Source organism: Streptomyces sp. NBC_01410 (assembly GCF_045040195.1).
Classification (GTDB): domain Bacteria; phylum Actinomycetota; class Actinomycetes; order Streptomycetales; family Streptomycetaceae; genus Streptomyces.
The window spans coordinates 5559429-5583242 of the sequence record NZ_CP109530.1; the positions used below are offsets into that span (position 1 = coordinate 5559429).

Below are 23814 nucleotides of genomic sequence, written 5' to 3' on the forward strand. Positions count from 1 at the left end.
GGCCCGGGCACCGGACTCGTCCGGACTAGCGGCGTGAGAGCCCGCGGTCGACGGCGGTCATCAGCTCGCCGTCCGCGGTGTCTCCGTCCAGCGACCAGAACATCGCCCCGCCCAGGCCCCGTTCACGGATGTACGAGGTCTTGGCGCGCAGCACCTGCGGGTCGTCGTACGTCCACAGGGTGGTGCCGTCGAAGAGCCACGCGTGCCCGTTCCGCCTGTCCCGGTGGAGGGTGTACGTGCCCGATTCGGCGAGCTTCTTGAGGGCCTTGTAGTCCTCGTAGCCCGCCGCCCAGGTCGCCGGCGCGGGCGCCGCCGCCGGCCGGCCGAGGCCGTCGCCGCCGCCGGTCACACCGGTCCAGCCCTGACCGTAGAAGGGCATGCCCATCACCAGCTTGCGGGCGGGCGCGCCCCGGCGCAGCCACTCGCGGACGGTCTGGTCGACGCTGAAGTCGCCGCGTGCGTACAGCGCGGACTGCTGAGCGGTCGTCTTCTCGCCCGAGACATGGAAGTCGTAACCCTGGAGGTTCACGAAGTCCAGGTCGCACATGATCTTGCGTACGTCGAACCCGGCGTCGATCTTGGCGGGCGCGGTCGGCACGAAGGCGGTCAGCTCGTAGTGCTTGCGCTTGCCGCGCTGCGAGGTCGCGTACGCGTCGAGCTGGGTACGGAATTCGTGCACGAGGGCAGTGAAGTTCTGCTTGTCCTCCGGCCGGTAGACGGTGTCCGTGTCGCCCGCCGAGCCGGGCCACTCCCAGTCGAGGTCGACGCCGTCGAAGAGCCCGGCCGCCGCGCCGGCTCCGCCGCGTGCTCCGTCGACGGGCAGATTGCCCTTGATGTAGAGGTCGATGCAGGAGGAGACGAACGCCTTGCGGGAGGCGGGCGTGCGGGCCGCGTCGGAGAAGTGGGTGGACCAGCTCCAGCCACCCAGCGAGATCAGCACTTTGAGACCGGGATGCTTGGCCTTGAGCTCGCGCAGCTGGTTGAAGTTGCCCGCGAGCGGCTGCTCCGGGATGTCGGCGACACCGTCCACCGAGTCGGCGGCGTCCAGCGGGCGGGCGTAGTCGGCCCAGGCGTCCGCCTCGCCGGGGACGTTGCCGGTGAAGCACGTTCCGTTGGAACTCACATTGCCGAAGGCGTAGTTGATGTGGGTGAGCTTGGCGGCCTGGCCGCTGGTGTCCATGTCCTTGACCTGGAAGTCCCGGCCGTAGACGCCCCATTGGGTGAAGTAGCCGACGCGCTTGTACGGCTCGTGGTGGTTCCCGTGGGCCCGGGCGCCGGGCGCGAGCGCGGCGAGGAGGGAGAGGGAGCAGGCGGCAACGGCCGCCCTGGCAAGGGATCTTCGGCAGTTTCGACGCATGACCAGGAACGTATTGGTCTGGACCATTAAGGTCAAGAGTGGGTGCGGAATTGACGTTCACGCCTGCGGCAAGTGCCTGCCCAAACACAACTCATCACTTCGAGTGAAACTTTGGCCCATGCTTGCGGCATCAACCGACGGTTGCCACGCTGTTGCTGTCTGTCAACCTGTTGGGAGTGGCCAGTGACATTCGGTGAGCAGCCCGCCTATCTGCGCGTTGCGAGCGACCTTCGCCAGAAGATCGTCAACGGCTCGCTGCCGCCGCACACCCGGCTTCCCTCGCAGGCCCGTATCCGCGAGGAGTACGGAGTCTCGGACACCGTCGCCCTGGAGGCACGCAAGGTCCTGATGGCGGAGGGTCTCGTCGAGGGCCGCTCGGGCTCCGGCACCTATGTCCGCGAGCGGCCGGTCCCGCGCCGGATCGCCCGCTCCGGCTACCGCCCGCCGTCCGGAGCCAACCCCTTTCGTCAGGAGCAGGCCGAGGAGGGGATCCGGGGCACCTGGGAGTCCAGCAGCGAACAGGAGGCGGCGAGCCCGGAGATCGCCGCCCGCCTCGGCATCCCGCTCGGCGACCGGGTGATGCGTACGCGCTATGTGTTCCGCGACGCGGGCGAGGCGATGATGCTCTCCACCTCCTGGGAGCCGCTCGAAGTCACCGGCCGCACACCGGTGATGCTGCCCGAGGAGGGCCCGCTCGGCGGCTGCGGAGTCGTCGAGCGCATGGCCGCCATCGATGTCGTCGTGGACAACGTGGCGGAGGAGGTCGGCGCACGGCCGGGGCTTGCGGAGGAGCTCCTGGCACTCGGCGGCGTACCGGGCCATGTGGTGATGGTCGTCGAGCGGACGTACTACGCGTCGGGGCGTGCGGTCGAGACGGCGGACCTCGTCGTCCCGGCGGACCGCTACCGGATCGCGTACCACCTTCCGGTGAAGTGACTCAGAGGTCCGTGGCCCGGCGGCCGGTCCGGTGCTGATGCCGGTGCCGACGATGCCGGTCGCGGGGCACGGAGCGGGGTGGAACGCGGTGCGTGAAGCGGGGCATGGCCGAGGCTCAGTGGGGGCCCGGAATCGGCCAGCAGGGGGCGTATCCAGCCGGGTGCGCCCTCTTTCATATCTCTTTGTGTAAATCCGTATCCGCTGAGTAAAGGTCAGGCGTAGGCTCGGGCATATGCGTATTGCGGTTTCCTGGCGATCCTTACAGACCTGCAGGCCGGCCCGGGGAGGGGCGCGATGAACGACAGCCCCGCTCTGCTCCCCTGGCTCGTCATTCGGCAGGACGACAACGGCAATCGCTACCGCGTGGGACAGTACGCGACCCGGGACGAGGCCCAGGAGATCGCGGACACCCTCGACGGCCGCGGACACAAGCAGCTCTACTGGGTCGAGCGCATAGGCCAGACGACGCACTAGCCCAGCAACCGCCGGAGGCCGGTACGCTCCGGCGCATGAAGGATCGTGTTGTGGTGGCCGGCGCCGTGTGCGACAAGGGGCGGCTGCTGGCCGCACGCCGGAGCGCACCCGAGGAGCTCGCCGGCCGCTGGGAACTGCCCGGCGGCAAGCTGGAGCCGGGGGAGAGCCCCGAGCAGGCGCTGGTGCGCGAGCTGCGTGAGGAGCTGGGCGTCGAGACCCAGCCGCTGGAGCGGATCCCCGGCGAGTGGCCGCTCAAGCCCGGCTATGTCCTCCAGGTCTGGACCGCCCGGCTGCTCTCCGGGGAGCCCCGGCCGCTGGAGGACCATGACGAGCTGCGCTGGCTCGGCCCCCATGAGACCGATGCCGTCGACTGGCTCGACCCGGACCGGCCCGCCGTGGCCGAGGCCGCACGACGCCTGCGCGCGGGCGAGCTGAAGGGAAGCGAGCCACGGGGAAGCGAGCGGGACGGCGCCCGCGACTGAGGCCTACGCCGTTCGTACCACGGTCCGCCGCTTGCCGTACTGACCGGGATACCTCCCACCGAATATCGGGTATGTGCTGATTAACCCCCCGAAATAGGACGTGGGTCTGTTGGGCTGCTGCCGGTCTGGGGAAGTGAGCGGCGTGATCGACACCGAGGGTCAATGCGTCGAATGGACCTTCCCTGCGGAGCCCGACTCCGTGCGCGCCGCCCGGCACGCCGTGCGCGACACCCTGCGAGCCTGGGAACTTGATTCGGTCGTCGGCGATGTGACCGTCCTGCTGGTCAGCGAGCTGGTGACCAATTCCTTGAGGTACGCATCGGGCCCCATCGGGGTCCGTCTGGTGGGGCCCGAACCGGGCGACTCGTCCCCGTCGCTGCTGGTCGAAGTCTCCGATCCCCTTCCGGATCCGCCCACCGAGCGCAGCGCACTGCCCGACGACGAGGGCGGACGCGGACTTCAGCTGGTGGCTTGTTCCGCTCGTAGGTGGGGCACCAGGCGCGGGAGAACGGGCAAGACGGTGTGGTTCGAGCTCCCGCTGACTGGTTAGAAGAGTGGGGGGACGACGATCACGCCACGCACGGGTCCGACCTGGCCAGGAGTAGGCCGAAAATGAACGAGACCGTGCTGTGATCGTGAACGCCGTGCCGGTCTGGCCCGTAGTGCTGAATACTGCGGTCATGGCCGGTCCGGTGCGGTGAGCTGGAGGGGACGGTCGCGTGAGCGAGATACCTGAGACGGCGAGCACTGTCATGTGGCAGAGCAGCCCGCCTGGCTCGATCTATGACTACATCAAGGTCGCTTCTTTCTCGATCGGCCCCGACGGGCTGGTCGACCAGTGGAGTCGGCGTGCGATTGATCTCTTCGGCATCACCGCGGACGAGGTCAGGGGAAAGGACCCGGTCGAGGTCTTCATGCCCGCCGAGCTGCGCCCGCGCGGCCACCGGCACGTGGCCGAGATACTTGACGGCAAGGAGTGGACGGGCCTCGTCCCGTTCCGGATGCCGGGGGCGGGGGGTGCGCACGGCATCGCCGAGGTATATGTGATGCCGAGCGAGACGGAGAGCGGCGACAGGGCTGCGCTCTGTATCGTCGTCGACGTCCGCGCACTGCGCCGGATCGAGACCGATCTTGCGGCTTCGCAGGCGATTTTCGGCCAATCTCCGTTTGGGTTCCTCCTGTTCGGTACGGATCTCACCGTGCAGCGCACCAACCAGCGCTTCGCGACCGTCTTCGGAGGCACCTCCGACGATCACCGCGGACGCACCGTCCACGACTATCTCTCCCGCGCCGAGGCCGACCGGATGACCGCCTCGCTGCGCCGGGTGCTGGAGACCGGCGAATCCGCCATCGACCTCCAGATCGTCGGCGCGGCACCCGGCAGCACCGACCGCAGGCACTGGTCGATCAACCTCTACCGAGTGCACAGCGGATCCGGGCGCCCAATCGGAGTCGCCGGGATCGGCACCGATGTCACCCGCCGTCATATCGCCGCCCGCGAGGCCGCAAACGCCCGCCGCAATCTCGCCCTCCTCAACGAGGCGAGCGCCCGCATCGGCAACTCCCTCGACCTGGAGACCACGGCCCGCGAACTGCTCGACGTCGCCGTCCCCGGCTTCTGCGACCTCGCCTCCGTCGACCTGTGCCAAGGGCTCCTGAGCGGGGACGAGGCACCTCCCGGCAGATGGGGGTCCCCGCACTCCGAGGGATACGGCGGCGGGAGCGCCGAGTTGCGCCGGGTCGCCTTCGCCAGCGCCGTGTCCGACGCGCCGCTGTTGGCCACCCCGGGCTGCAGCCCGGAGGGCAGCACCCCCATCGCAGTCGGCGCGGTCCACCGCTATGCCTTCAACTCGCCCTGCGCCAGGGCCCTGCGCGCCGCCCGCGTCCAGTCGATCCCGGGCGAGGACGGCAGCCTCGTGCAGTCCACCCTCGCCGTTCCGATGGTCGCGCACGACACCGTCGTCGGCCTGGTGCAGTTCTCCCGTACGAAGGGGAGCGAGCCCTTCGGGGAGCGGGACATGGCGCTCGCCGTCGAACTCGCCGCCCGGGCCGCGGTCTGTATGGACAACGCACGGCTCTACCGCAGGGAGCACGAGCGGGCACTGATCCTCCAGCGCAGCCTCCTGCCGCCCGGTGACCCCGAGGCCGCGGGCCTGGACATCGCGTGCCGCTATCTCCCGGGCAACACGGCCACCGAGGTCGGCGGCGACTGGTTCGACGTCATCGAACTGCCCGGCCACCGCACCGCCCTGGTCGTGGGCGACGTGATGGGCCGCGGACTGCGGGCCGCGGTCGCCATGGGTGAACTGCGCACGGCCGTACGGACCTTGGCGCTGCTCGACCTGGAGCCGGCCGAGGTGCTCTCCGCGCTCGACGAGATCGCCCGCGGGCTCGGCACCCCCAGCGGCGCCCAGCAGGCCTCGCGCGTGGCCCACAAGTCCCGCGACGCCGACCTCTCCGAGGTCTATCTCGCGACCTGCGTCTACGCGGTCTACGACCCGGTCACCCGGCGCTGCACCTTCGCCAACGCCGGCCATCTGCCGCCCGTCCTCGTCGAACCGGGCGAGGAGGCGCTGCTGCTCGACGTGCCGCCGGGGATGCCGCTCGGCGTGGGCGGCGAGCCCTTCGAGGAGGTCGAGGTCGAGCTCGCGGAGGACGCGCTCCTCGCCCTGTACACCGACGGGCTCGTCGAATCCCGCGACCACCCCCTCGACGAGGGGCTGCGCGCCTTCCGCGCCGCGCTCACCGATCCGGTACGCCCCCTCGAAGACGTCTGTGACCATGTGCTGAACACGCTCGACACCCGGCACGGCGAGGACGACATCGCGCTGCTGATGGCCCGGATCCAGGGGCTGCCCGTCGACGCCGTCGGCGACTGGCGGCTGCCGCGCGAGCCCCGTTCGGTCGGCCGGGCCCGGGAGCTGGCCCGCGCCCAGCTGGTCACCTGGGGCCTCGAGGCGCTCGTGGACACGGTCGAGCTGCTGGTCAGCGAGCTGGTCACCAACGCGCTGCGGTACGGCGAGGACGAGATACGGCTGCGGCTGCTGCGTGACCGCACCCTTGTCTGCGAGGTGTGGGACGCGGGCCTCGTGCAGCCGAGACGGCGCCGGGCACGCGACACCGACGAGGGCGGCCGCGGACTTCAGCTGGTCGGGCTGCTGAGCGCGGCCTGGGGCTCGCGCCGGACGCCGCGCGGCAAGACGGTCTGGTTCGAACTCGCCCTGCCCGACGGGGACTCGACGGCGGAACCCACGGTCGAACAGCTGCTGAGCATGTTCTGACAGAGCCCCACCGTCATCCGGTCCTGTGCCTGCGCCGACGTGGCCAGGGCCACCAGCGCGTCCGCCTGGTCTCGGCGTCGAGTTCGGCCGGCGGCTTCTCGCGTGCCTGCCGAGGCGGGCCCCAGCCCTCCTGGCCGCCCTGAGGTGTGGTGCGCGTCGCGGTCCGTCTCCGGCGCTTGGCGGAGCTGTACACGGCGATCGCACCGGCCGCGGCACCGAGCACGATGGGCAGCACCAGATCCGCGGTCCACGTCCCGGCCCCGGTGCTCCGGCCCTCGCCGGACAGGCCGACCGCATCGTCGGCGAGCGCGAAGCGAGCGGCGGGCACCAGCAGCCACCACGCCGCCACCAGCAGGGCCACGAGAGCCCGGGCGGCTATTCGCGTCACATTTGGGAGGCTATGTCGACCGATGGGGCCCCGCGACCGGAGACGGGCTAGTCAGCCGCCCCGCGCCGCGTGATCTTGTTGCCCAGCCACACCAGCGGGTCGTACTTCCGGTCCACCGCCCGCTCCTTCAGCGGGATCAGCGCATTGTCGGTGATCTTGATGCCCTCGGGGCACACCTCCGTACAGCACTTCGTGATGTTGCAGTAGCCCAGCCCGTGCTCGTCCTGCGCCGTCTTCTTGCGGTCCAGGCCCGTCTCGGCCGCCCCGTCCAGCGGGTGCATGTCCAGCTCCGCCACCCGCATCAGAAAGCGCGGACCGGCGAACGCCGTCTTGTTCTCCTCGTGGTCGCGCACCACATGGCAGGTGTCCTGGCACAGGAAGCACTCGATGCACTTGCGGAACTCCTGCGAGCGGTCCACGTCCATTTGCTGCATGCGGTACTCACCCGCCTTCACCCCCGGCGGCGGCACGAAGGAGGGGATCTCCCGTGCCTTCGCGTAGTTGAAGGACACATCCGTCACCAGGTCCCGCACCACCGGGAACGCCCGCAGCGGCGTCACCGTGATCGTCTCCTCGCGCGAGAAGACCGACATCCGCGTCATGCACATCAGCCGCGGCCGCCCGTTGATCTCCGCGCTGCACGAACCGCACTTGCCCGCCTTGCAGTTCCAGCGGACGGCGAGATCGGAGGCCTGGGTGGCCTGGAGGCGGTGGATGATGTCGAGGACGACCTCGCCGTCGTTCACCTCGACGGCGAAGTCCTCAAGACCCCCGCCGTCCTTGTCGCCCCGCCAGACCTTGAAGGCCGCTGTGTAGCTGCTCACTCGTAGAGCTCCTCTTCGGCGAGGTACTTGACCAGCTCCTCCTTCTCGAAAAGGGCGAGCAGGTCGGGACGGATGGGCTCGGTCGTCCTGCGTACGAGCGCGATCTGGCCGCTCACCGGATCGGTGGCCGCGAGCCCGCCGGTGGGGTCGACGAGTTGGCACAGCAGATTGATCCGCCGCCACTCGCGCTCCATGGCCGGGAAGTCCTCGCGGGTGTGCCCGCCGCGGCTCTCTGTTCTCTCCAGTGCCGCCCGCGCGATGCACTCGCTGACCAGCAGCATGTTCCGCAGGTCCAGCGAGAGGTGCCAGCCGGGGTTGAACTGCCGGTGGCCCTCGACCCCGGCGCGCCGTGCCCGTACGCGCAGATCCGCCAGCTTGTCCAGCGCCTGCGCCATCTCCGCCTCGCGCCGGATGATGCCGACCAGGTCGTTCATCGTCTGCTGGAGTTCCTGGTGGAGGGTGTACGGATTCTCCGGCTGTGCGCCCTCGTCGGGGCCTTCGGCGCTGAACGGACGCAGCGCCTCCGCCGCCGCGGCGTCGATCTGGGCCTCGTCGACGGCCGGGCGGACGCCGAGCCCCTCGGCGTACCCGGCCGCGTGGAGCCCCGCCCGCCGGCCGAAGACCAGCAGGTCGGACAGGGAATTGCCGCCGAGCCGGTTGGAGCCGTGCATCCCGCCCGCGACCTCGCCCGCCGCGAACAGGCCGGGAACGCCGACCGCCGCCGCGGTGTCGGACTCGACGGCGATGCCGCCCATCACGTAGTGGCAGGTCGGTCCGACCTCCATGGCCTCCGCCGTGATGTCGACGTCCGCCAGCTCCTTGAACTGGTGGTACATCGACGGCAGTCGGCGCCTGATGACCTCGGCCGGCATCCGGGTGGAGACATCCAGGAACACGCCGCCGTGCGGGGAGCCGCGGCCCGCCTTCACCTCGGAGTTGATGGCACGGGCCACCTCGTCGCGCGGCAGCAGCTCAGGAGGACGGCGGTTGTTGTCCGGGTCCTCGTACCAGCGGTCGCCCTCCTCCTCCGACTGCGCGTACTTCTCCTTGAAGACGTCGGGCACGTAGTCGAACATGAACCGCTTGCCCTCGGAGTTGCGCAGCACCCCGCCGTCGCCGCGCACCGACTCGGTGACGAGGATGCCCTTCACCGACGGCGGCCAGACCATCCCGGTCGGATGGAACTGCACGAACTCCATGTTGAGCAGCGGAGCGCCCGCGAGCAGCGCCAGCGCGTGCCCGTCGCCGGTGTACTCCCAGGAGTTCGACGTCACCTTGAAGGACTTGCCGATCCCGCCGGTGGCGAGCACCACCGAAGGGGCCTCGAGGACGAAGAAGCGCCCGGACTCCCGCTCGTAGCAGAAGGTGCCGCTCACGCGGTCGCCGTCCTTGAGGACGCGGGTGACCGTGCACTCCTGGAAGACCTTCAACCGGGCTTCGTAGTCCCCGAATTCGGCCTTGTCCTCCTGCTGCAGCGAGACGATCTTCTGCTGGAGGGTACGGATCAGCTCAAGGCCCGTTCGGTCGCCGACGTGCGCGAGGCGCGGGTACTCGTGCCCGCCGAAGTTGCGCTGGGAGATCTTTCCGTCGGCCGTGCGGTCGAAGAGCGCGCCCCAGGTCTCCAGCTCCCACACCCGGTCGGGCGCCTCGCTCGCGTGCAGCTCCGCCATCCGCCACTGGTTGAGGAACTTTCCGCCGCGCATGGTGTCGCGGAAGTGCACCTGCCAGTTGTCACCGGCGTTCACATTGCCCATGGAGGCGGCGATACCGCCCTCGGCCATCACGGTGTGGGCCTTGCCGAAGAGGGACTTGCAGATCACCGCCGTACGGGCGCCCCGCTCGCGTGCCTCGATGGCGGCGCGCAGGCCCGCACCGCCCGCGCCCACCACCACGACGTCCCACTGCTGCCGTTCGAGTTGCGTCATGTCAGAACGCCCCACCCATCAGAAGAACCTCGGATCGTCGAAGGCACCGGACGCGACGAGATAGACGTAGAAGTCGGCGAGCGCGACGCTGATCAGCGATGCCCACGCGAGGAGCGCGTGCCGTTCGTTGAGCCTGCCGACCCAGCCCCAGAGGCGATAGCGCACCGGGTGTTTTGAGAAGTGCTTCAGCCGGCCGCCGATGATGTGCCGACAGGAGTGGCACGAGACGGTGTACGCCCAGATCAGCACGATGTTGATCAGGAGGACGACCGTGCCCAGACCCATATGTCCCCACGCGTAGTGCTCGTCGCGGAAGGCGAGCACGGTGTCGTACGTGAGGATCCCGGCGACCGGCAGCGCCGCGTAGAAGAAGTACCGGTGGATGTTCTGCAGGATGAGCGGGAAGCGGGTCTCGCCGGTGTACCTCTTGTGCGGTTCGGCGACCGCGCAGGCCGGTGGTGAGGCCCAGAAGCCCCGGTAGTAGGCCTTGCGGTAGTAGTAGCAGGTCAGCCGGAAACCCAGCGGGAAGATCAGGATCAGCAGCGCGGGGGACAGGCCCCACCAGCTGCCGAAGATCTCCCAGTTGGGGCCGCCCCGCATCGTCTCGCAGTTCTCCGCCAGACAGGGGGAGTAGAACGGCGAGACATACGGCGCCGCGTAGTAGTCGGCGTTGGCGAACGCCCGCCAGGTCGAGTAGACGATGAAGGCGAGCAGCCCGCCGGCGGTCAGCGCGGGCGCCAGCCACCAGCGGTCGGTCCGCAGATGTCGCGGGCTGATGGCGGCGCGCGTCGCGCCGTGCACGCCTGTATTGACTTGTGGTGGTTCAGTGCCTGTGGCCAACGAGATCTCCTAGGGGGCGTGCCGGTCCTGGACGCCCAGGCCCTCGTCGTCCGAGTCCGTCCACAGGGCGTGGTTGTACGGCACGTCGGGGATGGTGACCAGCTCGGGGCGCTCCGGTGTCTTCGACTCGGCGGGCGCGGCCGGGCCGGCGCCACGCAGCTGATCGACGGTCCGTTCCAGATCGCCCACACGCTGGACGAGCTCGTCGAGGCGCTGCTGGATCGCCGTCAGATCTTCCTGCTGGGACATGACTCGCCCTCACTTCCGCAGGGTGCGGTGGCTTCGTTCATGCGCCTGCGAGTGTCGCGCGTCACATCCCCGCTTGTGAAGGGGACGTACAGGGATTCCCGGCGCATGCGCTGTCAGCGCGCCCCATGTGGTTCGAACCTCACTCCCCTCATTTTGTCCCCTTTGGCGGCGCCGTGTCCGATTCTCCTTTGGGCCGCACGGGTGACCTTGAGCCGACCCGCGCCGTGTCGCCACCGACTGCCCGGCTTCGTCCACTTCAGTGGACGGGAATCGGTGTGATCATCCCTAAATTCCGCAAAACAGGACGATGAGGTACAAGCCATGCCCGAGGTCGACGCGCCACGCGGGAGGACATGCTCCCGGACGCTCCGTTCCGTCGCGCTTCTCACCAGTGGGGTGCTCGCTCTGCCCGTCCTGTCGGGCTGCGGCTCCGGCGATACGGACGAGGCCAGGGCCGCGGCCCAGGACATCGCGCCCGCCGGGCGTGACCTGATCGCCGAGGGCGGCACGCTGCGCTGGGCCATCGACGCGATGCCCACCACGCTCAACACCTTCCAGGCCGACGCGGACGCCGCCACGACCCGTATCGCCGGTGCCGTGCTCCCCGCCCTGTTCACCCTCGACCGGCGCGGACGGCCGCAGCGCAATCCCGACTTCGTCGAGTCCGCGAAGATCGTCAAGCGCGAGCCCAAGCAGGTCGTCCTCTACAAACTCAACCAGCAGGCGGTGTGGAGCGACGGCCGGGAGATCGGCGCGGCCGACTTCGTCTCGCAGTGGCGCGCGCTGAGCGGCAAGAACTCGGCGTTCTGGACGGCCCGCAACGCCGGCTACGAGCGGATCGAGAAGATCGAACGAGGCGCCGACGATCTCGAAGTCAAGATCACCTTCAAGAAGCCGTACGCGGACTGGAAGTCCCTCTTCACACCGCTCTACCCCAAGGAAGTGACCGGGACCCCGGCCTCCTTCAACGACGGCGCACGCGCGGCGCTCGAGACGACGGCCGGCCCCTTCCGGCTGAAGGGCCTCGACCCCAAGGCGGGCACGGCCACTCTCGTACGCAACCCGCGCTGGTGGGGGTCTCGGGCCAAGCTGGAGCAGCTGGTGCTCACCGCCGTGCCGCGCGACAAGCGCGCCGCGGCGCTCGCCGCAGGCAGCCTCGATCTCGCCGAGATCGACCGCGCCACGGCGGACCGCATCGCCCAGGCCCGGAAGAACAAGGGCGCGGCCGGCCAACCGCTCAGCCAGGGACCCGGCGCCGCCGTCACCCCTTCCGCGGCGCTCAAGTCCTGGGCACAGGCCAACGGCTCGAACAAGCAGCAGGCCGAGGCCGCCCGGCTGGCCCGCGAGCAGACCGCCGAGGCGATCAGCGAGTACGCCACCGAACAGAAGGCCCTGCGCGGCTATGTCGTACGCAAGTCGCTGGAGCCCGCCTACACCCAGCTCGCGCTGAACGGCGAGTCCGGACCGCTCGCCGACGACCGGGTACGCCGGGCCGTGGCCCGCGCACTGGACCGCGAGGAGCTGGCCGAGGCCGTGCTGACCCCACTCGGCCTGCCCGCCACCCCGCCCGGGAGCCATCTGGCGCTGGCCGGGCAGCGGGCATACAGCGACAACAGCGGCGCCCTCGGTGACCAGAGCACCGCGGAGGCGCAGGCGCTGCTGGCCGACGCCGGCTGGACGCCCGCGGGGGCGCGTATGAAGCCCGCCCCGGCCAAGGCGGGCGGCGAGGACGAAACCGACCGGAAGAAGCCCCCCGCCAGCGCGGCCCCCGGTGAGGCCTCGCTCAAGGCCTCACCCAAGGCCGGGCCCCATCAGGCGCCCAAGGAAGCCGCCAACGAAGCTGCCCGGAAGAAGAAGGAAGAGGACGTCGCGTCGAAGGAGGGGCTGTACATCATCGGCGACGACAAGCCCGCCGGCACCGGTCACGGCCCCGAGAGCGGCTCGACCGGTACGCACATCCTCGCCCCCGCCGCTGCCGACCGTGGCATGGCGGTGCAGCGCCAGGCCGAGCCACAGGACGACGAGGCCGCCGGGTCGAGGACGGGCGCCCAGGAGGGGAAGGGCGCGGTGGCCGGGGCGTACGCCCCGCGCGGTACCGCCGCCCCCGCCCGCGCAGGCACCACCGTCGGCAAGAACGGCAAGCCGCTCACCCTGCGCTTCGTCCTCCCCTCCGGCCCCGGCTCCGAGGCGCTGCGCACCGTCGGAGACAAGATCGCGCGGATGCTGGACCGCATCGGCGTGCACACCGAGATCACCAAGGTCTCCGACGACAGCTACTTCAAGGACCACATCGCCTCGGGCGACTACGACATGGCGCTGTACTCCTGGCCCGCCACCGCCTACCCGGCGACCGACGCCCGCCCGATCTACGCCAAGCCCGAGCCCGCCACCGACGGCTCGCTGCTGGTGGAGCAGAACTACACCCGCGTCGGCTCCGACTACATCGACCAGCTCTTCGACCAGGCGGCCGCCGAGCTGGACGAGGTCACGGCCCGTGACCTGATGCGCAGGGCCGACGCCCGGATCTGGGCGGCGGCCGGATCCATTCCGCTCTATCAGCGGCCCGAGCTGGTCGCGGCCAGGCCCCTGGTGGCCAACGCCGGGGCCTTCGGCTTCGCCGCTCCCCGCTACCAGGACATCGGATTCAAGATGCCGACTGCCGGGGCCCCGAAGAACAAGAAGTGAAGAACACCGAGACGTAGCGGGAAGCAGCGGCCCACAACCTCAGAACTGGCTCAATTTCCTTGCCCGCCGGCGCCGCCGGCGGGCAGGATCGTCTCACCCTTGACCCAGGCTTTCAGATCCCGGTTTCACCGCTCCCCACAGAGCTCCCGACAGACGCAGGAACCTTCTCCCGATCGGCCCGGGAAGCCCCCGGCGCGGCGGCCCCGTACCATGGGACCAGCCGAGGCGTGTCCGCCCGGCGGGCGGACGAGGCTACGACCATCAAACGCCTGATCCCACGATCGAGAGAAGCCCCAGCCAGCATGCCCACGCGCCACGACATCCGTAACGTTGCCATCGTCGCCCACGTCGACCACGGCAAGACCACCCTGGTCGACGCCATGCTGAAGCAGGCCGGCGCCTTCGCCGCGCACGATGCCGAGCACCTCGACGACCGCATGATGGACTCGAACGACCTGGAGCGTGAGAAGGGCATCACGATCCTGGCGAAGAACACCGCCGTGAAGTACCACCCCAAGGTCGGCGGGGCCCCGATCACGATCAACATCATCGACACCCCCGGCCACGCCGACTTCGGCGGCGAGGTGGAGCGCGGTCTGTCGATGGTCGACGCGGTCGTCCTGCTCGTCGACGCCTCCGAGGGCCCGCTTCCGCAGACCCGCTTCGTGCTCCGCAAGGCGCTGCAGGCCCGGATGCCCGTCATCCTCTGCATCAACAAGACGGACCGCCCGGACTCGCGGATCGACGAGGTCGTCAACGAGACCTACGACCTGTTCCTGGACCTGGACGCCGACGAGGAGCAGATCGAGTTCCCGATCGTCTATGCCTGTGCCCGTGACGGCGTCGCCTCGCTGACCAAGCCGGAGGACGGCACTGTCCCGGCCGACAGCGAGAACCTTGAGCCGTTCTTCACCGCGATCCTCGACCACGTCCCGGCTCCCGAGTACGACGAGGCCGCGCCGCTCCAGGCCCATGTCACCAACCTGGACGCCGACAACTTCCTCGGCCGTATCGCGCTGTGCCGCGTCGAGCAGGGCGAGCTGCGCAAGGGCCAGACCGTCACGTGGATCAAGCGTGACGGCACGAAGTCCAATGTCCGCATCACTGAGCTGATGATGACCGAGGCGCTCACCCGTAAGCCGGCCGAGAAGGCGGGCCCGGGCGACATCTGTGCGGTCGCCGGATTCCCGGACATCATGATCGGCGAGACTCTGGCCGACCCCGAGAACCCGATCGCGCTGCCGCTGATCACGGTCGACGAGCCCGCCATCTCCATGACCATCGGTACGAACACCTCGCCGCTGGTCGGCAAGGGCGGCAAGGGCCACAAGGTCACCGCCCGCCAGGTGAAGGACCGCCTGGACAGGGAGCTCATCGGTAACGTCTCGCTCCGCGTCCTGGACACCGAGCGCCCCGACGCCTGGGAGGTCCAGGGCCGTGGTGAGCTCGCGCTCGCCATCCTGGTCGAGCAGATGCGCCGTGAGGGCTTCGAGCTGACCGTCGGCAAGCCCGAGGTGGTCACCAAGGAGATCAACGGCAAGACGCACGAGCCGATCGAGCGCATGACGATCGACTCTCCCGAGGAGCACCTCGGTGCCATCACGCAGCTGATGGCGACCCGCAAGGGCCGTATGGAGACCATGACCAACCACGGCTCGGGCTGGATCCGCATGGAGTGGATCGTCCCGTCGCGTGGCCTCATCGGCTTCCGTACGGAGTTCCTCACCCAGACCCGTGGCACGGGCATCGCGCACTCCATCTTCGAGGGCCACGAGGCGTGGTTCGGCGAGCTGCGCACCCGTCACAACGGTTCGCTGGTGGCGGACCGATCCGGTTCGGTGACGCCGTTCGCCATGGTCAACCTCCAGGAGCGCGGTGTCATCTTCACCGAGGCCGGCACCGAGGTCTACGAGGGCATGATCGTCGGCGAGAACTCCCGGGCCGACGACATGGACGTGAACATCACCAAGGAGAAGAAGCTCACCAACATGCGCGCCGCGTCCGCGGACACCACCGAGAACGTGGTGCCGGCCCGGAAGCTGTCGCTGGAGCAGTCCCTGGAGTTCTGCCGCGAGGACGAGTGCATCGAGGTGACCCCGGAGACCGTACGCATTCGCAAGGTCGTCCTGGACCAGAAGGAGCGCGGCCGCACGGCCTCGCGCGCCAAGCGCAACTGACGCTTCGTCACAAACGACTCGGCCCCCTCGCCTACAGGGAGGGGGCCGAGTCGTTCGTCAACTCCATTTTCCGGCTCGATCGTCCGGATATCGGACGCTGATCTCCGGAACGTGTGTTAAGGGTCCGTTTCGCGTGTGTCTGTCTGTGCTCAGTTTGTCCGGATTTCGGGCACTCGGGGTCCGGTGATGTTGTCAAAACGAGACCCATAAAGTGTGGTTAATGGCTCGGGCGTACTCAATAGTTGGCTCCATTGAGCTCGGGTCAACGGGTCAGGCGCTGTGGGGAGTGCCGACTCACGAGCACACTCGGGGCACTTGACGTTCACGCTGTCAGGGGTGTCAGCGCGCGTAGAACGTGCCCCTCTTGTAGTGACAAGTGGACTCATGAGGAGGAACCCATGCGCGGTGCCAACAGCGCCAAGTGGGTAGCGGGTGCAATAGTCGTCGCCTTGGCAGCAACCGCCTGTGGTGGCGGAGACAAGGACAGTGGTTCCAGCGCCAAGGGTGGAGTTGACCCGAACGGGATCTTCTCCGTTGAGCTGGGTGAGCCGGAGAAGCTCCTGCACACCGGTGACACGATGGAGTCCAACGGCTCCGCGGTCATGGCCGGCCTGTTCTCGACTCTGGTCGACTACAAGGCTGACGGCTCGCTGGAGATGATCAACGCCGAGTCGGTGGAGACCACCGACTCCAAGAAGTGGACCGTCAAGCTCAAGAAGGGCTGGACCTTCCACGACGGCACCCCGGTGACCGCCAAGTCCTATGTGGACGCGTGGAACTGGAACGCCAACATCACCAACGCCCAGGGTCTGTCTTCCTGGTTCGCGGACATCAAGGGCTTCGACGCCCTGCACCCGGAGAAGGAAGGCGCCAAGCCGACCGCCCAGGCCATGGAAGGCCTGAAGGTCGTCGACGACAGCACCTTCACCATCGAGCTGAAGAGCGCGGTTCCGGCCTTCGGTCACAAGCTTGCCTACATCGTCTTCGCGCCGCTGCCGGCGTCCTTCTACAAGGACCCCAAGGCTGCGGGCGAGAAGCCGGTCGGCAACGGTCCCTACAAGTTCGAGAGCTGGGACCACAAGAAGCAGATCAAGATCGTCCGGTACGACGCCTACAAGGGCCCGAACAAGGCGAAGAACGGCGGTGTGGTCTTCAAGAACTACACCACCCTCGAGGCCGCGTACGAGGACCTGAAGTCCGGCAACGTGGACGTCCTGCGCCAGATCGGCCCGAAGGACCTCCCGGTCTACCGCCAGGACCTCGGCGACCGCGCCGTGGACCAGGCGTACTCGGCGATCCAGACGCTGGCCATCGCGTTCTACGCGGACCAGTGGAAGAAGCCGAAGCAGGTCGACCCGAAGGTCGTCCAGGGTCTGTCCATGGCCATCGACCGCAACACCATCACCAAGACGGTGCTGCAGGGTACCCGCGAGCCGGCCACCGGCTGGGTCGCCAAGGGCGTCGTGGGCTACCAGGACAACGCCGCGGGCGACGTCACCAAGTTCGACCCCGCCAAGGCCAAGGAGCTCATCAAGGCCGGCGGCGGCGTCCCGAAGAACGAGATCTTCATCCAGTTCAACGCGGACGGCGGCCACAAGGAGTGGGTCGACGCGGTCTGCAACAGCATCACCCAGGCGACCGGCGTCAAGTGCACCGGTGACAGCAAGCCGGACTTCCAGGCCGACCTGACCGCTCGTAAGAGCAAGCAGGTCAAGTCGATCTACCGCTCCGGCTGGGTGCTTGACTACCCCGTCAACTCCAACTTCATCAGCGACCTGTTCCGTACGGGCGCGGCGGGCAACCAGGGCGACTTCTCGAACAAGGCGCTCGACGCCAAGATCGCGGCCGCTGACAGCGCCGCGACGCTCGACGACTCGGTGAAGCAGTTCCAGGCCATCGAGAAGGACCTGGTCAACTACATGCCGTCGATCCCGCTCTGGTACTACAAGGTCAACGCGGGCTACTCGGAGAAGGTCTCCGGCGTGAAGTACGGCCAGGACGGTGACCCGATCCTGACCGGCGTCGAGGTCAAGAAGTAATCACCCAAGCGTAGTCCGCAGGCCGGTGCAGGGCTGACGACAGCTCAGTCCCACACCTGGCTCTTACGCAGCGGCTGGGGGGCCCTTCCACGGCATTCGTTTACCCACTGGGGTGCGAATGCCGTGGGAGGGCTCGTCGGCTGCTGCTGTCACATCTCAACGGAGGCATGATGGGGCGCTATGTCGCACGACGACTGCTCCAGATGATCCCGGTCTTTCTCGGGACAACCTTTCTCATCTTCTTCATGGTCTACAGCCTCCCGGGCGACCCCGTGGCGGGGCTGTTCGGCGACAAGGGCGTCGACCCGGCGACTCTCGCCGCGAAGAGACACGAACTGGGGCTGGATCTCCCAATCTGGGAGCAGTACTGGAACTACATGACCAATATCGTCCTGCACTTCGACTTCGGTAACCAGATCCGCAACGGGCGGCCGGTCACCGAGGTGCTGGGCGACGCGTTCCCCATCACCCTGCAACTCGCGGCGCTGGCTTTCGCCTTCGAGCTCATCTTCGGCATCGGCCTCGGCGTCATCGCCGGTCTGCGGGCCGGCCGCCTCGCCGACAACGGGATCCTGATCTTCACGCTGCTGATCATCTCGATTCCGGTCTTCGTCCTCGGCTTCATCATCAAGGTGGTCTTCGCCTTCGAGCTGGGCTGGATATCGCCGAACGTGAGCAACGAGCAGAAGTGGTCCGAGCTGATCGCGCCGGCCATCGTGCTCGGCGGCCTCTCGCTCGCCTACGTCGCCCGGCTCACCCGCACCTCGATGGCGGAGAACCTGCGCGCCGACTACATGCGCACTGCCGTGGCCAAGGGTCTGCCCAAGAGCCGGATCATCGGTGTCCACCTGATGCGCAACTCGATGATCCCCGTCGTCACCTTCCTCGGTACCGACATCGGCGCCCTGATGGGCGGTGCGGTCGTCACCGAAGGCATCTTCAACGTCAAGGGCATCGGCGGCGTCATCTACGAGTCGATCAGCCGACGTGAGGGCACCACCCTGGTCGGCCTCGTCACCATCCTGGTGCTCGTCTACCTCGTCACCAGCCTGCTCATCGACCTGCTGTACGCGGTCCTGGACCCGAGGATCCGTTATGCCTGACGTGACCAAGACCGCGGCTGTCGCGAACGAGGACGCCATCGCGCCGCCCTCCGCCGCCGCCCCCGCGCCCCAGAAGCCGGAGAAGGCGCGCAGCCTGTGGGGAGACGCCTGGGCGGATCTGCGCCGTAACCCCTACTTCCTGGTGTCGTCGGTTCTGATCTTCTTCCTGCTGATCATCACGGCCTTCCCGGGCTGGTTCACCAGCGCCTCGCCCACGGTCGGCGACCTGGTGCACCACTACCTCGGCAAGCCGGATCTCGGCAGCGTCGGCTCGGAGGGCTGGCTCGGCTACGACGGCCAGGGACGCTCGGTGTACGCCCGACTGATCTACGGCACCCGTGCCTCGGTCATCGTCGGCATCTGCGTCACCCTGATCGTCACCATCTTCGGCGGCGTCATCGGCATGCTCGCCGGCTACTTCGGCGGCGTCATCGACGCGATCCTCTCCCGGGTCACCGACATCTTCTTCGGTATCCCGTTCCTGCTCGGCGCCATGGTCGTGCTGCAGTCCTTCACCGAGCGCACCATCTGGGTGGTCGTCTTCGCCCTCGCGTTCCTCGGCTGGACCCAGATCACCCGCGTCATGCGCGGTGCGGTGATCACCATCAAGCAGGCCGACTACGTCCAGGCCGCCAAGGCCCTCGGCGCCGGCACCACCCGGATCCTGTTCCGGCACATCCTGCCGAACGCCATGGCCCCGGTGATCGTCGTCGCGACCATCGCCCTCGGCGGTTACATCTCGGCCGAGGCGACCCTGTCGTACCTGGGTCTTGGCCTGTCCTCGCCCATCGTTTCCTGGGGCGTCGACATCTCCACCGGTGTCCAGCAGATCCGGACGGCGCAGCACATCCTGCTGTACCCCTCGATCATGCTGAGCATCACCGTTCTGGCGTTCATCATGCTCGGCGAAGCTGTCCGCAACGCCCTCGACCCCAAGCTGCGCTGAGGAGGGCGTACGACATGACCATCATTGACAAGACCGCGTCTGTCCCCGCCCCGCGCGACGGCAACGACTACGAGGGCTCGCTCCTCGAAGTCCGTGACCTGCACGTGGAGTTCCACACCCGTGACGGTGTGGCCAAGGCGGTCAACGGCGTCAACTACAGCGTGAACGCCGGTGAGACGCTCGCCGTGCTCGGCGAGTCCGGCTCCGGCAAGTCCGTGACCGCGCAGGCGATCATGGGCATCCTCGACATGCCGCCCGGCAGGATCCCGCAGGGAGAGATCTTCTTCCGCGGCCAGGACATGCTCAAGATGTCCTACGAGGAGCGCCGGCAGATCCGTGGCCGCAAGATCGCCATGATCTTCCAGGACGCGCTCTCCTCGCTGAACCCGGTCCTCACCGTGGGCTACCAGCTCGCCGAGATGTTCCGGGTCCACGAGGGCCTGTCCAAGAAGGAGGCCAAGACCAAGGCCATCGAGCTGATGGACAGGGTCAAGATCCCGGCCGCTGCGGCCCGGGTCAACGACTATGCCCACCAGTTCTCCGGCGGTATGCGCCAGCGCATCATGATCGCCATGGCGCTGGCCCTGGAGCCGGACCTGATCATCGCCGACGAGCCCACCACGGCTCTCGACGTGACGGTGCAGGCTCAGGTCATGGACCTGCTCGCGGAACTCCAGCGCGAGTACAACATGGGTCTGATCCTGATCACCCACGACCTCGGCGTGGTCGCCGACGTCGCGGACAAGATCGCGGTCATGTACGCGGGCCGGATCGTCGAGACCGCCCCGGTGCACGAGCTCTACAAGCGCCCCGCGCACCCGTACACGCGCGGCCTTCTCGACTCCATCCCGCGCCTGGACCAGAAGGGCAAGGAGCTCTTCGCCATCAAGGGTCTGCCGCCCAACCTGCTGCGCGTACCGTCCGGTTGTGCGTTCAACCCGCGCTGCACCATGGCGGAGGACATCTGCCGCTCCGAGATCCCGGCACTGCTTCCGGTCTCCGAGCAGGACGGCACGGAACTGGTCGGCCGCGGCAGCGCGTGCCACTTCTGGAAGGAGACGATCCATGGCTGAGCTCAGCAAGTCCGACGAGCCCATGGACGCCACCCCGAACGTCACCGACGTCGAGACGGTCGATGCCGCCACCGAGGCCGAGGCGGTCGCCGCCATCGAGGCGCCCGTTTCGCAGGGTGAGCCGATCCTTCAGGTCCGCAACCTGGTCAAGCACTTCCCGCTGACCCAGGGCATCCTGTTCAAGAAGAACGTGGGTGCGGTCAAGGCCGTGGACGGGATCTCCTTCGATCTCTACCAGGGCGAGACGCTCGGCATCGTCGGCGAGTCCGGCTGTGGCAAGTCCACCGTCGCCAAGCTGCTGATGACGCTGGAGCGGGCGACCGCCGGCGAGGTCTTCTACAAGGGCCAGGACATCACCAGGCTGTCCGGCCGCGCGCTGAAGGCCGTACGCCGCAATATCCAGATGGTGTTCCAGGACCCGTACACCTCGCTGAACCCGCGTATGACGGTCGGCGACATCATCGGGGAGCCCTTCGACATCCACCCGGAGGTGGCGCCCAAGGGTGACCGCCGCCGCAAGGTCCAGGAGCTCCTGGACGTCGTGGGTCTCAACCCGGAGTACATCAACCGGTACCCGCACCAGTTCTCCGGCGGTCAGCGCCAGCGCATCGGCATCGCCCGCGGCCTCGCGCTCAACCCGGAGATCATCATCTGCGACGAGCCGGTCTCGGCCCTGGACGTCTCGGTCCAGGCGCAGGTCATCAACCTGATGGAGAAGCTGCAGGACGAGTTCAACCTCTCCTACCTCTTCATCGCCCACGACCTGTCGATCGTCCGGCACATCTCGGACCGGGTCGGCGTGATGTACCTCGGCAAGATGGCCGAGATCGGTACGGACACGCAGATCTACGACCACCCGACGCACCCCTACACCCAGGCGCTGCTGTCGGCGGTCCCGGTTCCCGACCCGGCCGCCCGTGAGGGCCGCGAGCGGATCATCCTCGTCGGTGATGTGCCGTCACCGGCGAACCCGCCGTCCGGCTGCCGCTTCCGCACCCGTTGCTGGAAGGCCGAGGAGAAGTGCTCCACGGACGTCCCGCTGCTGGCGATCCCCGAGCGCTTCAAGGGCGCCGACACCCCGGCGGCACACGAGTCCGCGTGCCACTTCGCCGAGGAGAAGGACGTCGTCCACGCGGCGTAGTGCGCTGTGCCTGAACGAAGGGCGCCCGGACCATGTGGTCCGGGCGCCCTTCGCTGCGTACGGCCCGAGGAGTCGTGCGTACGCCGTCGACACGCGGGAGGTCACTCGTACGGCAGCGTCACCATCCACCTGGATGCCCTGAAAGTGCGTTAAGTCATGTATGGAGTGATATTCGGTCCTAAGTAAGGCTCGGGACTCGGGAGGCACTCCATGCGTGGAGCCACGCACGCCAGATTCGCCGTATGCGCGGTGGCTGTCGCCCTCGTGGCGACGGCCTGCGGCGGCGGCAGCGACAGCGGCGGCGGTGGCGCCGACGGGATCGTGAAGTCCTCCTGGGGTGATCCGCAGAACCCGCTGGAGCCCGCGAACACCAACGAGGTGCAGGGCGGCAAGGTCCTCGACATGCTCTTCCGCGGGCTCAAGCGGTACAACGCGAAGACCGGCGCGGCCGAGGACATGCTCGCCGAGAAGATCGTCACCACGGACTCCGTCAACTTCACGATCACCGTCAAGGACGGCTGGACCTTCAGCAACGGCGAGAAGGTCACGGCCAAGTCCTTCGTGGACGCCTGGAACTACGGCGCCCAGCTCAAGAACAACCAGAAGAACGCCTACTTCTTCGGCTACATCGACGGCTACGCCCAGGTCCACCCGGAGACGGGGCAGGCCACCGCCCAGACGCTCTCCGGGCTCAAGGTCGTCAACGACCAGACCTTCACCGTCAAGCTGAACCAGAAGTTCTCCACGTTCCCCGACACCCTCGGCTACTCCGCCTTCTCGCCACTGCCCCAGGCGTTCTTCGACAACCACGACGCCTGGCTTTCCAAGCCCATCGGCAACGGCCCGTACACCGTCGCGTCGTACGCCAAGGGCTCGCAGCTGTCCATGCGCAAGTGGGACGACTACCCGGGCAGCGACAAGGCGCAGAACGGCGGCATCGACCTGATCGTCTACACCGACAACAACACCGCCTACACCGACCTGACCGCCGGCAACCTCGACCTGGTCGACGATGTGCCGGCCTCGCAGCTCAAGAATGTTCAGGCGGACCTCGGAGACCGGTACATCAACACCCCCGCCGGCATCATCCAGACCATCGCTTTCCCGTACTACGACAAGGCCTGGGACACCCCGAACGCCGCCAAGGTCCGCACGGGCCTGTCCATGGCGATCAACCGCCAGCAGATCACCGACACGATCTTCCAGAAGACGCGTACGCCGGCGAAGGACTGGACCTCGCCCGTGCTCGGCGCGGACGGCGGCTTCAGCGAGACCCTGTGCGGTACGGCCTGTGAGTACAACCCCACCGAGGCCAAGAAGCTGGTCACGGAGGGAGGCGGCATCCCGGGCGGCCAGCTGAAGGTCTCGTACAACGCGGACACCGGCTCGCACAAGGAGTGGGTCGACGCCCTCTGCAACAGCATCAACAACGCGCTGGGCAACGACCAGGCCTGCGTCGGCAACCCCATCGGCACCTTCGCCGACTTCCGCAACCAGATCGGGCAGCACAAGATGCCCGGTCCGTTCCGGGCCGGCTGGCAGATGGACTACCCGCTGATCCAGAACTTCCTGCAGCCGCTCTACTACACCAACGCCTCGTCCAACGACGGCCTGTGGACCAACGCGGAGTTCGACAAGCTCGTCGACCAGGCCAACGCCGAGACCGACACGGCCAAGGCCGTCGAGACCTTCCAGCAGGCCGAGGAGGTCGTACGCGACCAGATGGCCGCGATCCCGCTCTGGTACCAGAACGGCAGCGCCGGCTACTCGGAACGTCTCTCCAATGTCTCGCTGAACCCTTTCAGCGTCCCTGTCTACGACCAGATCAAGGTCAGCTGACGGCAGAGGGAAACCGGCCCGGCGTCCCCTGCGCGCCGGGCCGTCCCCCTTCCCA

The 23814-nt window shown here is 68.1% G+C and carries 19 protein-coding genes; 13 read left to right on the forward strand and 6 right to left on the reverse strand.

The window, feature by feature from the left end; all coding sequences use genetic code 11:
- Positions 1 to 25: 25 nt before the first annotated feature.
- Entirely contained in the window at positions 26 to 1357 is a 1332-nt protein-coding gene (locus tag OG741_RS25755; RefSeq protein WP_405601667.1) for a glycoside hydrolase family 18 protein, read from the reverse strand.
- A 183-nt stretch (positions 1358 to 1540) separates the two neighbouring features.
- Here OG741_RS25755 and OG741_RS25760 point away from each other — a divergent pair, with 183 nt between their 5' ends.
- From OG741_RS25760 to OG741_RS25780, 5 genes are all read left to right on the forward strand, one after another.
- The gene (locus OG741_RS25760; protein WP_405601668.1) at positions 1541 to 2293 is read left to right on the forward strand and encodes a GntR family transcriptional regulator; all 753 of its coding nucleotides are present in this window, start codon (positions 1541 to 1543) and stop codon (positions 2291 to 2293) included.
- 294 nt (positions 2294 to 2587) lie between these two features.
- Entirely contained in the window at positions 2588 to 2767 is a 180-nt protein-coding gene (locus OG741_RS25765) for an SPOR domain-containing protein (RefSeq protein ID WP_324986323.1), read from the forward strand.
- Positions 2768 to 2802: 35 nt separating this feature from the next.
- A complete protein-coding gene (locus OG741_RS25770; protein WP_405601670.1) occupies positions 2803 to 3249 on the forward strand; it encodes a (deoxy)nucleoside triphosphate pyrophosphohydrolase in 447 nt (148 codons plus the stop codon).
- Positions 3250 to 3382: 133 nt separating this feature from the next.
- Positions 3383 to 3799 (forward strand): ATP-binding protein, encoded by a 417-nt coding sequence (locus OG741_RS25775; RefSeq protein ID WP_405601673.1) that lies wholly within the window; start codon positions 3383 to 3385, stop codon positions 3797 to 3799.
- A gap of 169 nt (positions 3800 to 3968) precedes the next feature.
- The gene (locus OG741_RS25780; RefSeq protein WP_405601674.1) at positions 3969 to 6530 is read left to right on the forward strand and encodes a SpoIIE family protein phosphatase; all 2562 of its coding nucleotides are present in this window, start codon (positions 3969 to 3971) and stop codon (positions 6528 to 6530) included.
- 13 nt (positions 6531 to 6543) lie between these two features.
- Here the strand turns inward: OG741_RS25780 and OG741_RS25785 are convergent, their stop codons facing one another.
- The 5 genes from OG741_RS25785 to OG741_RS25805 are packed head-to-tail and all read right to left on the reverse strand — an operon-like array spanning position 6544 to position 10756.
- Complete coding sequence (locus tag OG741_RS25785) at positions 6544 to 6918, reverse strand: hypothetical protein (RefSeq protein WP_405601676.1); 375 nt, start codon at positions 6916 to 6918, stop codon at positions 6544 to 6546.
- A gap of 47 nt (positions 6919 to 6965) precedes the next feature.
- Positions 6966 to 7742: a succinate dehydrogenase/fumarate reductase iron-sulfur subunit gene (locus tag OG741_RS25790; RefSeq protein WP_405601677.1), complete on the reverse strand. Its 777-nt coding sequence runs from the start codon at positions 7740 to 7742 to the stop codon at positions 6966 to 6968.
- Positions 7739 to 9667: a fumarate reductase/succinate dehydrogenase flavoprotein subunit gene (locus tag OG741_RS25795; RefSeq protein ID WP_405601679.1), complete on the reverse strand. Its 1929-nt coding sequence runs from the start codon at positions 9665 to 9667 to the stop codon at positions 7739 to 7741. The genes OG741_RS25790 and OG741_RS25795 overlap by 4 nt, the downstream gene beginning before the upstream one ends.
- A gap of 18 nt (positions 9668 to 9685) precedes the next feature.
- The gene (locus OG741_RS25800; RefSeq protein ID WP_405601680.1) at positions 9686 to 10507 is read right to left on the reverse strand and encodes a hypothetical protein; all 822 of its coding nucleotides are present in this window, start codon (positions 10505 to 10507) and stop codon (positions 9686 to 9688) included.
- Between the two features lie 9 nt (positions 10508 to 10516).
- A complete protein-coding gene (locus tag OG741_RS25805; protein ID WP_324986346.1) occupies positions 10517 to 10756 on the reverse strand; it encodes a hypothetical protein in 240 nt (79 codons plus the stop codon).
- A 321-nt stretch (positions 10757 to 11077) separates the two neighbouring features.
- Between OG741_RS25805 and OG741_RS25810 the strand changes: the two genes are divergently transcribed.
- The 8 genes from OG741_RS25810 (at position 11078) to OG741_RS25845 (ending at position 23759) form a co-directional block, all read left to right on the forward strand.
- Positions 11078 to 13441, forward strand: coding sequence for an ABC transporter substrate-binding protein (locus OG741_RS25810; RefSeq protein ID WP_405601683.1), 2364 nt, complete (start codon positions 11078 to 11080; stop codon positions 13439 to 13441).
- Positions 13442 to 13743: 302 nt separating this feature from the next.
- Positions 13744 to 15618 (forward strand): translational GTPase TypA, encoded by a 1875-nt coding sequence (typA, locus tag OG741_RS25815; RefSeq protein WP_405601685.1) that lies wholly within the window; start codon positions 13744 to 13746, stop codon positions 15616 to 15618.
- Between the two features lie 398 nt (positions 15619 to 16016).
- Positions 16017 to 17657 carry an ABC transporter substrate-binding protein gene (locus tag OG741_RS25820; protein ID WP_405601687.1) on the forward strand — a complete coding sequence of 547 codons (1641 nt, stop codon included), beginning with the start codon at positions 16017 to 16019 and terminating at the stop codon, positions 17655 to 17657.
- 170 nt (positions 17658 to 17827) lie between these two features.
- The gene (locus OG741_RS25825) at positions 17828 to 18760 is read left to right on the forward strand and encodes an ABC transporter permease (protein WP_405601688.1); all 933 of its coding nucleotides are present in this window, start codon (positions 17828 to 17830) and stop codon (positions 18758 to 18760) included.
- The gene (locus OG741_RS25830) at positions 18753 to 19706 is read left to right on the forward strand and encodes an ABC transporter permease (protein ID WP_405601690.1); all 954 of its coding nucleotides are present in this window, start codon (positions 18753 to 18755) and stop codon (positions 19704 to 19706) included. The genes OG741_RS25825 and OG741_RS25830 overlap by 8 nt, the downstream gene beginning before the upstream one ends.
- A gap of 14 nt (positions 19707 to 19720) precedes the next feature.
- Positions 19721 to 20779, forward strand: coding sequence for an ABC transporter ATP-binding protein (locus OG741_RS25835; protein WP_405601692.1), 1059 nt, complete (start codon positions 19721 to 19723; stop codon positions 20777 to 20779).
- Positions 20772 to 21920, forward strand: coding sequence for an ABC transporter ATP-binding protein (locus OG741_RS25840; protein WP_405601693.1), 1149 nt, complete (start codon positions 20772 to 20774; stop codon positions 21918 to 21920). The genes OG741_RS25835 and OG741_RS25840 overlap by 8 nt, the downstream gene beginning before the upstream one ends.
- Positions 21921 to 22130: 210 nt before the next feature.
- Complete coding sequence (locus tag OG741_RS25845) at positions 22131 to 23759, forward strand: ABC transporter substrate-binding protein (protein ID WP_405601695.1); 1629 nt, start codon at positions 22131 to 22133, stop codon at positions 23757 to 23759.
- Positions 23760 to 23814: the final 55 nt, after the last annotated feature.